The 13,235-nt window shown below is 70.6% G+C and carries 7 protein-coding genes and 1 pseudogene; 4 read left to right on the forward strand and 4 right to left on the reverse strand.

Annotation, left to right across the window (positions count from 1 at the left end; translation table 11 throughout):
• Nucleotides 1-22: 22 nt before the first annotated feature.
• Together ACFQ6S_RS12500 and ACFQ6S_RS12505 are read right to left on the reverse strand one after the other, a co-directional pair.
• Complete coding sequence (locus ACFQ6S_RS12500) at nucleotides 23-3,346, reverse strand: NACHT domain-containing protein (protein WP_383407051.1); 3,324 nt, start codon at nucleotides 3,344-3,346, stop codon at nucleotides 23-25.
• Nucleotides 3,346-3,696 carry a trypco2 family protein gene (locus ACFQ6S_RS12505; RefSeq protein ID WP_383407054.1) on the reverse strand — a complete coding sequence of 117 codons (351 nt, stop codon included), beginning with the start codon at nucleotides 3,694-3,696 and terminating at the stop codon, nucleotides 3,346-3,348. The genes ACFQ6S_RS12500 and ACFQ6S_RS12505 overlap by 1 nt, the downstream gene beginning before the upstream one ends.
• Before the next feature lie 144 nt (nucleotides 3,697-3,840).
• Here ACFQ6S_RS12505 and ACFQ6S_RS12510 point away from each other — a divergent pair.
• Nucleotides 3,841-5,643, forward strand: a pseudogene (locus ACFQ6S_RS12510) (exo-alpha-sialidase); the annotation flags it as partial.
• 19 nt (nucleotides 5,644-5,662) lie between these two features.
• Nucleotides 5,663-6,898, forward strand: a complete 1,236-nt coding sequence (locus ACFQ6S_RS12515) for a DUF4185 domain-containing protein (protein WP_383407057.1) — start codon at nucleotides 5,663-5,665, stop codon at nucleotides 6,896-6,898.
• Here the strand turns inward: ACFQ6S_RS12515 and ACFQ6S_RS12520 are convergent.
• Nucleotides 6,834-7,901 carry a bile acid:sodium symporter family protein gene (locus ACFQ6S_RS12520; RefSeq protein ID WP_383409222.1) on the reverse strand — a complete coding sequence of 356 codons (1,068 nt, stop codon included), beginning with the start codon at nucleotides 7,899-7,901 and terminating at the stop codon, nucleotides 6,834-6,836. The two genes, ACFQ6S_RS12515 and ACFQ6S_RS12520, sit on opposite strands and share 65 nt — an antisense overlap.
• Before the next feature lie 180 nt (nucleotides 7,902-8,081).
• Here ACFQ6S_RS12520 and ACFQ6S_RS12525 point away from each other — a divergent pair, with 180 nt between their 5' ends.
• Together ACFQ6S_RS12525 and ACFQ6S_RS12530 are read left to right on the forward strand one after the other, a co-directional pair.
• Nucleotides 8,082-8,945 carry a LysR substrate-binding domain-containing protein gene (locus ACFQ6S_RS12525; RefSeq protein WP_383407060.1) on the forward strand — a complete coding sequence of 288 codons (864 nt, stop codon included), beginning with the start codon at nucleotides 8,082-8,084 and terminating at the stop codon, nucleotides 8,943-8,945.
• A gap of 342 nt (nucleotides 8,946-9,287) precedes the next feature.
• Complete coding sequence (locus tag ACFQ6S_RS12530; protein ID WP_383407063.1) at nucleotides 9,288-11,114, forward strand: AMP-dependent synthetase/ligase; 1,827 nt, start codon at nucleotides 9,288-9,290, stop codon at nucleotides 11,112-11,114.
• Nucleotides 11,115-11,126: 12 nt separating this feature from the next.
• Here ACFQ6S_RS12530 and ACFQ6S_RS12535 read toward each other — a convergent pair whose 3' ends face one another.
• Nucleotides 11,127-13,193: a PQQ-dependent sugar dehydrogenase gene (locus tag ACFQ6S_RS12535; protein WP_383407065.1), complete on the reverse strand. Its 2,067-nt coding sequence runs from the start codon at nucleotides 13,191-13,193 to the stop codon at nucleotides 11,127-11,129.
• Between the last annotated feature and the right edge of the window lie 42 nt (nucleotides 13,194-13,235).

Raw genomic sequence — 13,235 nt, forward strand, 5'->3', positions numbered from 1 at the left:
GGTGCCTGCCCGCAGCCCGGTGTCAGGGCCCGCGGCGCGGCGTCAGTACCCGCCCGTTGACCTCGATCACCAGCCCGGCGTGCCCGCTCAGCGCGGAAAGGTCCAGGGGCGCGTCCTCGTCGCATTTGATGCTGAGCCGGGTGAGGGACGGGAACACCCGCGCCAGGTCCCTGGTGGACCCGCCCCGGTTCACGCCCCTGACCGTCAGCCGGCGGATCGCCGGCAGGGGTTCGAGCTCGCGTGGTCTGCGCGGCCTGACCTCCTCGTCCTTGTTGAGGGCCGGGGGAACGACCTGACGCGGCAGTCTCAGCGAGCTGATGGAGAAGTCGAGGCCGGTGAGAGCGGGAGCGCGCGAGGCCGCCAGCAGCAGGGCGTAGGCGTGGCAGTCGCCGCGCACGACGAGGCTCCTGAGCGCCGGCCACTGCGACAGGTCATTGATCATCATGGTGGTCTGGCTGGCCACCGTGAGGCTCTCGACCGACGGGTGGCCCGCGGGCAGCGGGATCTCGCTGTCGAGCAGCGTTCCGACCAGCGACAGGCTGGTGAGCTGTTCCAGCCGTTGCAGCGGGGCCAGGTCCGCCTTCTGCATCTCGTAGAGCTCCAGACGGAGCGAGCTGAGCGGCAGTCCTTCGAGCGCGGACAGTTTCCGCGCCCTCGGGCATCCGCTGAGCGACAGGGACGTCAGACCGGACAGCTTGCGGACGAACGACAGATCGTTCAGCAGCGGATTCTCGCGCACGTCGAGCCTGCGGATGCCCTGCTCCGGCAGGGTCTTCGCCAGGTCCGCGCCGGTGATCGGCATGTTGAGGAAGACCCGTCCGACGGGGCCGCAGTGCCGCAGCGCGGAGGCCATGGCGGGGCTGATGACGACGACTTCGTCGTCCTCCAGCGGCATGTGCGCGAGGACCTCATGGGCGTACTCGTCCGCCGGGTAGCGGGGCCATGTGGCGATCAGCACCCTGCGGACCTCGTGCGAGGGGTGCGCGGCGAACCGTCGCAGCAGCGGCAGGGACGCGGGACCGCCGATGTCGCGGATCATGTGCACGACCGACTGGGCCTCCTCGCCGCTCAGGCTCTCGGCCCGCGGAACCAGCGGAAGCACATAGGGGCCGAGGGAGGTCAGCTTGGCCGTACTGGTGGCGTCGCGCGGCGGGATCAGCGCGCGGATGCGGTCGGCGATCCGCTCCCGCACCTCTTCGTTCAGCACCACGGCGCTGAGCGCGCACCGGGCCGCAAGGAGGTGGATGTCGGCGCGGGTCCGGGCGTCCGCCGTCTCGTCGCCCTTCTTGATCAGCCCTCCGATGAGACGGCGGACCTCGCCGCGGTGGCAGTGGCCCACGGCCAGCAGGATGATGTCCTGCCACTCCTCGTCGGCCGCATGGCTCAGCAGCTCGCCCATGCCGTCGCTCTCCTGGAGCTCCTTCGCCGCCAGATAGTCCTGGAAGGTGCGGTGGATGAACTGGATGACCGTCTCGTTGCGTTCCTGGAGCAGACCGCTGCGGTTGAGCAGATGCGTCAGTACGGCCTCGGCGGAGCCCTGCTGCCGCACCTGGGGCATGCCCCGCATGGCCAGGTCGATCTGATGCTCCGCCTGCTTGTGGTTGAACTCGGCGTACCCGCCGCGGGCCAGCCACGCCGCGATCCGCTGGAGTAGCTGCTGGTGCTCCTCGACCCCGAGAGCGATGCCCTCCGGCGCTCCGACCCGGCGCAGTGTGTCCCGGCTGCCCAGCAGCATGGTGAGCGCCGCGTTGTACAACGACCAGCGGGTCTCCGGCAGAAAGCCCCTGCGGCGCCGGTGCAACGCACAGACCACCGCGGCCAGCAGCGGGGTGCGGGACAGATGGAGCAGGGTGGGATTGCGGCCCAACTCCTGCTCCAGGCCCTGCTCCAGGGCTCGGAGGTTCTTGTCCTCGGCGGCGGCCCGGTGAGGGTCCCGGAAGCCCGCGCACTCCAGGCGGGCGGCGGCGTGCCAGGCCTTCGAGAAGGCCAGGATGTCCTCGTCCCGCATGGGCAGCAGCCGTAGCTCCTCGAAGTTCTCGGAGCTGAGCCAGTCGGCGGCGACGGCCAGCGGCCGTACGGTGACCAGGCAGCGGTTGTGCGGGTACATCGCCAGCAGGTCGGCGAGCCGGCGCCGCGCCTCCTCCCGGTCGGCGGCCGGTACTTCGTCCATGCCGTCGACCAGCAGCACAGCCCGTCCGGCTTCCAGGACGCGGCGCGCCCAGCCGTCCGGTGCCTCGTCGATCTGGAGCTCGGCCACGGTCGCCAGCTCGTGCGGCTTCGGGAAGGCCATGGCCCGGGCCAGCAGGCTGCGCATCGGGATGACGAAGGGCACGAGGTCGTTCAGCTCGGCGAGTTCGTGATCCAGGGCGCCGCAGGCGGCGTGCGAGGCGAGCCACCACACCAGCGTCGTCTTGCCCGCGCCGGCCTCACCGCGCAGCATCGCCCGCGGCCGGTCGGCGAGCAGATCGTTGATCCGGCGCGGCGCGGAGACGGCCCGGGAGGCCGGCACGTTCTCCCGCGCGGCCGAGACCGCTATGGCCTCCAGACTCAAGTAGGCGGTGTCGAGGTCCCAGTTGGTCTCGGTCGTGCCCAGCTCGTCGATGCCGAATATCTCGATCTTGCGGTACCGGGACTTCAGGGCCCGGGCGTAGTGCTGCTCGAACCGCTCGTCCTGGAGGTGATGGCCGGGCACGACGGTCTCCAGCACCGGCGGGACATGACCCGGCTCGGCGCCCATCACATGGTGCGGGAATCCCGGCGCGTCCAGGATGCGCTGCACCGGGACCGCTTCGACCCGTCGGTGGTCCCGCCCGTCCGGCACCTGGGTGACCACCCCGATCAGTACGGAACCGGCGAACAGCGGGGCGCCGGACAGTCCGGCGAACGGTGACTCGCCCGGCCTCGGGGCGGTGACCGGAGCCCGGTCGAACTCGCACACCAGCATCGATCTGATCCGCCCCGCCATCGGCAGGACGGTGCCCGTGAGCTGGTCGTACTCCAACTGGTCGTCCGGGCCGTAGCGCTGGACGGCGGGGAACCCGACGACCTGGCAGCCGGGCAGCGGATCGGGCGACCCGACGACTCCCCAGCGCAGCCTGGCCAGCGCCCACTGCTCCGGATCGACCAGCTCCTCGCCGGTGAGCAGGAGAGCCACGTCGCTCTCCTCGTCCTGCCACACCGCCCGGCTGGGCAGGGGCTGTTCGCTCTCGGGATGGACCGTGCGGATCCACTCCCTGTTCCGCAGTACGTGGGCGCTGGTCAGCACGAGGCGGGGCGACAGCATGACCCCGCTGCCCTGCGATCCGGCCAGCACCACCACGGACCGCTCGACGGCCGAGCGCAGCATCACCGCGACGAAGGGGTGCCGCGCCCGAATGCGCCGACGCTTCCCTCCGTGTCGTTGCCGACCTTGAGCGGAGCGCCGGTGCGGGCGTCCTTGGCCTGCAGCGTGAACGAGACCTTGTGAGTACGGCTGTCGGCCCGTGCGGTGTCCGCGCCCGCATCGACGACCAAGGCTCTCAGCTTCGCGCCGGCCTTGACCTCCTTGCGTATCTCGACGGTGAACTCCATCTGGATGTCGCCGAGTTCGAAGACGAGGTCCTGCCCCGCCGAACGCCGGGCCGCGGTCAGCAGTTCGTCACGGATGGTCTGCACGGCGTCCGCGAGTTCGATGCGTGACTCGTCGGCAGCGCTCATGGGGCCTCCTTAAGCCTTCGGTCCGGCCGGCGTGCGGCCGTGGCCCCGTGAACGCGCCGTGGGGGCGGTGGCTTCAAGGGTCCCGCCCCCCCCCCTCGCGTCTTTTGTCCCCCCCCCCCTGCCCCCCCCCCCGCGACGTTAGGTCCCGCTGAGTCCCAACCGGCCACGACCGTCCCGTCGTTCGAGCAACAGATCCTGTTCAAGGCGTCCCAGGATCCCGGGTACGCCTGCTTCCGCATCCCCGCGATCGTGAAGACCAAGGACGGCACGCTGCTCGCCTTCGCCGAGGGCCGGGTGCTCAACTGCGGCGACGCCGCCGACATCGACATCGTGCTCAAGCGGTCGACCGACGGCGGGCGCACCTGGGGACCGCTCCAGGTCGTCAACGAGGGCAACGGCGACACGCACGGCAACCCGGCACCGATCGTGGACCGTGAGACCGGCCGCATCCTGCTGGCCGAGACGTACAACACGGGGCGTACCGACAGCGGCAGTTGCTCGGTTCCCTGTAATCGCATTCCCCATCTGCAATACAGCGACGACGACGGGCAGACCTGGTCCGAGCCTCGCGATCTGAGCGACCGGATACTGCCCGCGAACTGGAACTCCTGGTACGCCACCGGCCCCGTGCACGGCATCCAGCTCACCAAGGGCAAGCACGCCGGGCGGCTGGTCTTCGGCGTCAACACCGAGACCTGGGACGGCAGTCGGGTCACCGCCAACCACGCGGCCCTCATCGTCAGCGACGACGGCGGCGACAACTGGAGGATCGGCGCCACCGACTCCTGGCCCATCTCCGCGGCCGACGGCACCTTCCGGCAGAAGCCGTCCGAAGTGACCCTCACCGAGCGCACGGACGGCAAGATCCTCATCAGCGGCCGGGAACAGGACGGTACCGACCTCGGGCACCGCAGCCAGACCTACAGCAGCGACGGCGGCGACAGCTTCACCGGGCCGTTCCACGACATGCCGGACCTCTACACGCCCCAAGTCCAGGGCGCCACACTGCGGTTGGGCAACCGCATACTGCTGTCGGCCCCGGGCGACCCGGACCGTCGCCGGACCATGATGATCCGCAGCTCCTACGACGGCGGCGACACCTGGGACAGCGTGGACCGCGGCAAGGTCGTCACCACGGACTGGTCGGGATACTCCGACATGGTGGACGTCGATACGTCCACGGTGGGTCTGATGTACGAGGGCGGCGCCGTCGACGCGCGGGACGAGATCCGGTTCGCGCGGTTCAACGAGGACTGGCTCGGGGCCCGGCGCGGCCCGGACCCGACCACCGCCGACCTGGCCATCGGAGCACCGCGCGCGACCGTCCTGGGCGGCGCCGGGACGACGGACGGCGTGCTGGGCAGGGCCCTGGAGTTCGACGGCAAGGACGACGCCGTACGGCTGCCGTACCGGAGCAGCCTCCCGCTCGGGACGGGTGAGTTCACGGTGTCGCTGTTCTTCCGCTACTCCGCCATGTCCGGCGAGCAGCCGTTCCTGTGGATGGGCGGGATCGGCAGCACCCAGCCCCAGATCTGGCTGCGCGGGGAGCCCGACAACAACCGGGTGCGCGCCCTGATCACCACGCGCGAGGGGTTCGGGACCGTGCACACCTCGTCCGTGTGGGCCGGTGGTGCCGCCAATGACGGCGAGTGGCACCATCTGGCGCTGCGGCGCGGCGGCGGCCGGCTGACGCTCTTCCTCGACGGCCGGGCGATCAGCACCACGGACGTGCCCGGTTCGGTCAGCCGCAACTCGCCGTTCGGTGTGCACGTCGGCCAGCGCATGGACAGCCGGGCCTTCCTCACCGGCACGATCGACGACGTCCGGGTGTGGAACCGGGCACTCGGCGAGGAGGAGCTCAGCGCCTCGGCGGCACAGTCGAACACCCGCAAGAAGGTGAACACCCGCGACACCGTGCTGTGGCTGCCCATGGACCACGTGGGCTGAGGCCACTAACGTCCCGGGCGTGCCCGACGACACACGAGCACGGCAGCGCACGGGAACCGGCCTCGGACTCCTGCTGGTCCTGGTTCTCGCCGCAGTACTGCTCACCGCCCTCCCGGACGACGGCGAACGGGAGGGCGGTGACGCGTGCGTGGCGCACTCGGTCGCGTCCTGGTCGGCCGACGAGGATCTGACCGCCGAGTTCGCCCGCTACGGCGACGACCCCTCCCGCACCGACGACTGGACCGGGGGCGACGGGACGCACTCGGTGCGGCTGCCGGACGGGCGGGTGCTGTGGCTGTTCTCCGACACCTATCTCGGGCAGGTGCACGCCCCGCCCAACCCGTTCGGCGAGTCGTTCACCTGGCGGGAGGCGACCGCTCCGCTGGTGCGCAATTCGGCGGTCGTCATGCGCGAGGGACGCCTGGAGCGCACGCTTCCCGCCCCGCTGTTCCCCGATCCCGCCCCCAACCAGTGGCGCTGGCCGGTCGCGGCCCGCGTCGAGCCCCGCTCCCCCGGATCGTCGAAACAGGTGCTGCGGGTACTGCTGTGGGTGCGCACGGCCGGGCAGTCCCCCTGGATCTACGGTGTGCCGACCGCCACCGAGGTGGCCACGCTCTCGCTGCCCGATCTGCGGGTCGAGTCGGTCACCAAGGTCCTCGACCAGCAACGGGTGCCGGATGCCTCACGGCGGGTCCTGTTCGGGACGACGCTCGTCGAGGAGGGCGGCTGGACGTACGTCTTCGGGGGTGACGACGGTCAGGCCGCGTCCCGACCCGTCTCGCACGCCTACGTCGCCCGTGTGCCGGACGGCCGGCTCGCCGAACCGGGAGCCTGGCGGTACTGGAACGGCTCCGCGTGGGGGAAGGCGGGTGCGCGGCCGCGGGCCGTGCTGGGGGACGGGCAGCGCACCGGAGTGGGCAGCGCGTTCTCGGTGGCGCGGGTGCGGGGGACGTACGTGCTGTTCACGATGGCCCCCGGCGCCGAGGGGCTGACGACCGTCACGTCGTACTGGGCCTGCTCCCCCGCCGGGCCGTGGCGCGGGCCGACGAAGGACTTCACCCCGTCGCTGCCGCCGGGCGGGCAGGTCGCCGCCTACAACCCGCAGGTGCACCCCGAGCTGAGCGGCGACGGACATCTGGTGCTGAGCTACGACGTCAACTGGCTGGACACCGGCGGAGCGGCGGCGCAGCTCAGCCGGAACGTGTCCCTGTACCGACCACGGTTCGTGACGCTGCGGGCTGCGCCGACACGGTGATCGTCTCCTGGGCGTCATGGGCGCGCCGCTTGGCGATGACCGCGCACACCATCAACTGCATCTGGTGGAAGAGCATGAGCGGGAGCACGGCCAGTGAGGCGTGCGCGCCGAACAGGACGCTCGCCATGGGCAGCCCGGCGGCGAGCGACTTCTTCGAGCCGGCGAACTGGATCACGATGCGGTCCTCCCGGCCGAAGCGCAGCGCCTTGGCGCCGTACCAGGTCAGGGCGAGCATCACGGCCAGCAGCACCGCCTCGACGGCGAGCAGGCCGCCGAGCCGGATCGGGCTCACCTGGTGCCAGATGCCCTGGACCATGCCCTCGCTGAACGCGGTGTAGACGACCAGCAGGATCGAGCCCCGATCGACGAGCCCGAGGACACTCTTGTGCCGGGCGACGAAGCCGCCCACCCGTCGCCCGCCACCACCCTGCTCGACGCGCTTCGCGCGGCCCCTCCTGACTCCGCAGCAGCGCAGCAACTGCCCGGCGACGAACGGCACCAGCAGCTGCAGCACGATCCCGACCACCGAGTCGGCGGAGAAGCCACCCGCGCTGCCGCCGAGCACGGCCGCCGCGAGGAGCGGGGTGGCGACGATGCCGACGAGGGAGGAGAAGGAGCCCGCGCAGATCGCGGCGGGCACGTTGCCGCGGGCCATCGAGGTGAAGGCGATCGACGACTGGATGGTCGACGGGACGAGGGTGAGGAAGAGCAGACCCTGGTAGAGGGGGTGGCTCAGGATCACCGGGACGAAGCCCCGGGCGGCCAGGCCGAGCAGCGGGAAGGCGACGAAGGTGCAGGCGAGGACGGTGACGTGAAGCCGCCAGTGCTTGACGCCGTCCAGCGCCTCACGGGTGGACAGCCGGGCGCCGTAGAGGAAGAACAGGAAGGCGATCGCGGCCGTGGAGGCACCGGACGCCACGTCGGAGGCCGCCCCGCGCGCCGGGAAGAGGGCCGCGAGCCCCACGGTTCCGAGCAGCAGCAGGATGTACGGGTCGATCGGCATCCAACGCGGCCATTGCAGGCGTTTCACTGTGCTCCACTACTTCGCTGTCGCTTCGCTGAACTTCCGGCTCCGGGCACGGACGTGCCCTCTCCATCGTCCTCTGAGGGTCAGCGATCGGGAATCCCGCATACCACTCTGACTGTCATCACGTTCCGCGATAGCAGTGGGTAACCTGGTGGCGTGTACGACCCCTCACATCTGCGTACGTTCCTCGCGGTGGCCCAGACCCTGAGCTTCACACAGGCCGCCCGGCGCCTCGGCCTGCGCCAGTCGACCGTCAGCCAGCATGTACGGCGGCTGGAGGACGTCACCGGGCGGCCGCTGTTCACCCGGGACACCCACTCCGTGGAGCTGACCGAGGACGGCGAGGCGATGCTGGGCTTCGCCCGCCGGATCCTGGAGGTGCACGAGCAGGCGACGTCGTTCTTCACCGGCACCCGGCTGCGCGGCCGGCTGCGATTCGGCGCGTCCGAGGACTTCGTCCTGACCCGGCTGCCGGAGATCCTGGAGGGCTTCCGGTACGAGCATCCCGAGGTCGACCTGGAGCTGACGGTCGAGCTCTCGGGCACCCTGCACGAGCAGCTGGCCGCCGGAAAGCTCGACCTGGTGCTGGCCAAGCGGCGTCCCGAGGATCCACACGGCGAACCGGTCTGGCACGACCGGCTGGTGTGGATCGGCGCGGAGCGGCTCCGGCTGGAGGCGGACCGCCCCGTGCCGTTGATCGTCTATCCACCGCCGGGCATCACCCGGGCGCTCGCACTGGAGGCGCTGGAACGGCAGGGGCGTGACTGGCGGATCGTGTGCACCAGCGGCAGCCTCAACGGGCTGATCGCGGCGGCGCGGGCCGGGCTCGGGGTGATGGCGCACTCGCGGGGACTGATTCCGCCGGGCCTCGTGCGCGTGCCGGACCGGTTCGGGCTGCCCGCGCTCGGGCGCGTCGACTTCGTGCTGGTGCACGGCCGGCGGCACCCGGCGGCCCAGGGGGCGGCGGACGCTCTGGCGGGGGCGATTCTGGCGGGCGGGGATCGGCTGCACCGCCGTTAGCGGGGCGGGGCACCGGCGCCGAAAGGAAACCGGAGTGACAGGTTCGGCCTCGCGCACGCTGACAGAGGAGACGACTGCGGCAGCGCGGGGAAAACAAGATCGACAGGGCCCGTACCCGGCAATCGGGTCGTACAGATTTGGTGGAGATTACGGCCCCGAAACTTACTCAACCGTCAGTTTTCTGTCCGACCCTTCCCCATGTGAGCGCATTTTCCACCGCTGACCAGTGGATACCTGAGCACTGGTCGATTTTCGGCCCCCTCCCGTCCGAAAGGCGGGTGGGGTAGCTTTCACGGCGCTGTGCGGAGCGTCAGCCGAAGTGTTCGGAGCGGGGAGCGGGGTTTGCGCGAGTTCACCAACCCTCCGTTGGCGTTGGCACCGCCGGTGGGCGGCCTGGCCGATGTCGTCTTCCAGCATGCCCAGGAGGATCCGTCGTACGTCGTGCTGGGCCGCAAGGACGAGGGCGACCAGTGGCGTGACGTCACCGCCGCCGAGTTCCGGGACGAGGTCCTGGCCCTCGCCAAGGGCCTGCTCGCCCGGGGCATCCGCTTCGGCGACCGGGTCGCGATCATGTCGCGCACCCGCTACGAGTGGACGCTCTTCGACTTCGCGCTGTGGACCATCGGCGCGCAGGTGGTGCCGATCTACCCCACCTCCTCGGCCGAGCAGTGCTTCTGGATGCTGTACGACGCCGAGTGCTCGGCGGCGATCGTGGAGCACGAGGACCACGCGATGACGATCGCGACCGTCATCGGCCGGCTGCCGCGGCTGCACCAGCTGTTGCAGCTGGACTCGGGCGCCGTGCAGGAGCTGTACGACGCGGGCGCCCATCTCGACGACGAGGTGGTCCACCGCCACCGGCAGGCGGTCACACCGGACTCGATCGCCACGATCATCTACACCTCGGGTACGACCGGCCGCCCCAAGGGCTGTGTCATCTCGCACGGCAACTTCATGTACGAGGCGGACACCGTCATCGAGCGCTGGGAGCCGGTGTTCCACTCCAAGAAGGGCGACGAGGCGGCGACCCTGCTGTTCCTGCCGCTCGCGCATGTCTTCGGGCGGATGGTGCAGGTGGCCGCGATCCGCGGCAGGGTCCGCTTCGGCCACCAGCCGCAGATGAACGCGGCGGCCCTGCTGCCGGACCTCGCCGCCTTCAAGCCGACGTTCTTCCTCGCCGTGCCGTACATCTTCGAGAAGGTCTTCAACGCCGCCCGCCGCAAGGCCGAGAAAGAGGGCAAATCCGGCCCCTTCGAGAAGGCCGTCGAGGTCGCCGTGAAGTACGCGGACGCCGTGGAGGCCAAGGCGTGGGGCATCGGGCCCGGCCCGTCGGCGGGGCTGCGCATGCAGCACCAGCTCTTCGACAAGCTCGTCTACTCCAAGATGCGGGCGGCGATGGGCGGCCGCATCCGGCACGCGATGTCCGGCGGTTCGGCGATGGACCGGCGGCTCGGGCTGTTCTTCGCGGGCGCCGGTGTGCACATCTACGAGGGCTACGGCCTCACCGAGTCGACGGCGGCCGCGACCGCGAACCCGCCCGAGCGCACCCGCTACGGCACCGTCGGCCGCCCCATCCCCGGCATGACCGTGCACATCGCGGACGACGGCGAGATCTGGCTGCACGGTGACAACATCTTCCAGGGCTACCTCAACAACCCGAAGGCCACCGACGAGTCACTGCACGACGGCTGGCTGGCCACCGGTGACCTGGGCTCCCTCGACGAGGACGGCTTTCTCACCATCACCGGCCGCAAGAAGGAGATCCTGGTCACCTCCGGTGGCAAGAGCGTCTCGCCGGGCGTGCTGGAGGAACGGGTCCGGGACCATCCGCTGGTCTCGCAGTGCATCGTCGTCGGCAACGACCGCCCGTACATCGCGGCCCTGGTCACGCTCGACCAGGAGGCCGTGGAGCACTGGCTGATGATGCGCGACAAGCCGCAGATGACCCCGGCCCAGCTGGTGCGCGACCCCGACCTGGAGACCGAGGTGCGGCGCGCGGTCGTCGCCGCCAACACCCTGGTCTCGCAGGCCGAGTCGATCCGCACCTTCCGGATCCTCGCCCAGCCCTTCACCGAGGAGCACGGACTGCTCACGCCGTCGCTGAAGCTGAAGCGCAAGGCGATCGAGAACGCGTACTCGGGCGAGGTGGAGGCGCTGTACCAGGCGTGAGTCCGTGCCGGGTCAGCTGATGTTCACGCGGAAGACCTTGTCCGCTCCGTCCGGCTCGCCTCCGTTGTTGTCGCTGTTGGTGGTGGACAGCCACAGCTGGTCGGCGCCCGGCACCTTGGTGACCGTGCGCAGCCTGCCGTAGGTACCGACGTAGTACGCGGTCGCCGAGCCGACGTTCTCGGTGTCGCCGTTGATGGGGATGCGCCACAGCCGTTCGCCGCGCAGGGCCGCCATGTAGATGACGTTGCGGACGATGGCGATGCCGCTCGGGGACGCCTCGGAGACGGGCCACGTCTTCTTCGGGTTGGTCATGCCGGAGACCGAGCAGGTGCCTTCGCAGGTCGGCCAGCCGTAGTTGGCGCCCGGCTTGATCAGGTTGAGCTCGTCGTAGGCGCTGTTGCCGAACTCCGCCTCCCACAGACGGCCGCTCCGGTCGAAGGCGAGGCCCTGCGGGTTGCGGTGGCCGAGGGAGTAGACGTAGGTGCCGAAGGGGTTGCCGGGGGCCGGTCGGCCGTCCGTCGTCAGGCGCAGGATCTTGCCGTTGAGGGAGTTCTTGTCCTGGGCGAGCGAGGAGGTCTGGGCGTCTCCGGTGGAGGCGTACAGCAGCCCGTCCGGGCCGAAGGCGAGCCGCCCGCCATTGTGGTAGCGGTTCTTCTTGATGCCCTGCAGCAGGACCGTGTAGCCGCTCAGTGAGCTGCCGTCGTAGGTCATCCGCGCGATGCGGTTGCCCTCGGCGGCGGTGTGCATGAAGTACACGCGGTGGTTGGTGGCCCAGCCGGGGTCGACGGCCACGCCGAGCAATCCGCCCTCGCCGTCCGTGGTGACCGCGTTCGGGACACTGCCGACCTGGGTCCTGGTGCCGTCCTTGGTCAGCTTGAACACCTTGAAGCTGTCCCGTTCGGTGACCAGGGCGCTGTTGCCGTCGGGCATCCAGTAGGTGCCCCAGGGGATGCTCCAGCCGGACGACAGCGTGCCGATGGACGAGGGGACGCCGCCGTCCGTCGCGCAGGCCCGGGTGGTGAAGGTGACGGTGTTGCTCTGCGGGGAGACGTTCCCCGAGGCGTCGCGCGCCACGACGTTCAGGCTGTAGGGGCTGTCGCAGGCGAGCCCGGTGAGCGTGGCCGAGGTGGCGGGCGGGGTGCCGGTGACGGTCTTGTAGACGGTGGCGCCGCTGCGGATGTCGTACGCCGTGACCGCCTTGTCGTCCGTCGCGGCGCCCCAGTTCAGCGTGGCGCTGTTCGCGGTGACGTCGGCGTACGCCAGTGTGCCGGGCTTGGTCGGCGGGGTGGTGTCGGAGCCGGCGGCGGTCCTGCAGTCCACGGCGGGGCTGGCCGGGGAGGCGTTGCCGGCCGCGTCCCGGGCGATGACGGTGAGGTCGTAGGTGGTGTTGGGGGTAAGCCCGGTGAGGTTCTGGGTGGTCGTGCCGCCCGTGGCCTCACCGATCTTGTTGCCGTGCTCGTAGACGTCGTACGCCACCACCCCCACGTCGTCCGTCGAGGCGCCCCAGGTGAGGGTCAGGGTGTTCTCGGTGATCGCCGAGCAGTTCGGTGTGCCGGGGCGGGTCGGGGCCTGGGTGTCCGCCGCCGGACCCGCGGTCAGCTTGTCGAGGTTGGGGCCGCCGCCGGAGGTGGTCGCCGTCGCGCGGATCTTGTGAGTGCCCGCGGGCAGGTCGGCGGTGATCGACTTGACCGCCCAGGTGTCCCAGTTCGCGGTGGGCGGGAAGGGCACCTTCGACGCGACGACCTGTCCGCCCACCGCGATGTCCATGGGCCGGTCGGTGGTGGTGCCGTTGGCGTAGCGGAAGGCGAGCGAGGCGCGGCCGGCCGTGTCCGCGCTCACCGTGAACTCGACGTACGAGCCGGTGACATTGGTGTAGTCGACGAAGCCGGAGCCCGTGTAGCCGGTGTGGTTGGCCGCCACCGTGCCCTGGGAGATGGTCGCGGCCTCGGCCTGGTGGTCGGTGACCGCGACGGCGGCTCTGGAGGGTGGGGAGGCGCTGAGGAGGGACAGCAGCAGGCCGCACAGGGCGGCGAGGAGTACGCCGGTGCGGTGTCGGTGTCTGGCGGCGATGACGTGCACGGGGGCCACCTCCGGTGGTGGGGGGTGAGGGGGAGGTCGGGA

It is taken from the genome of Streptomyces sp. NPDC056479, assembly GCF_042795335.1.
Lineage (GTDB): Bacteria > Actinomycetota > Actinomycetes > Streptomycetales > Streptomycetaceae > Streptomyces.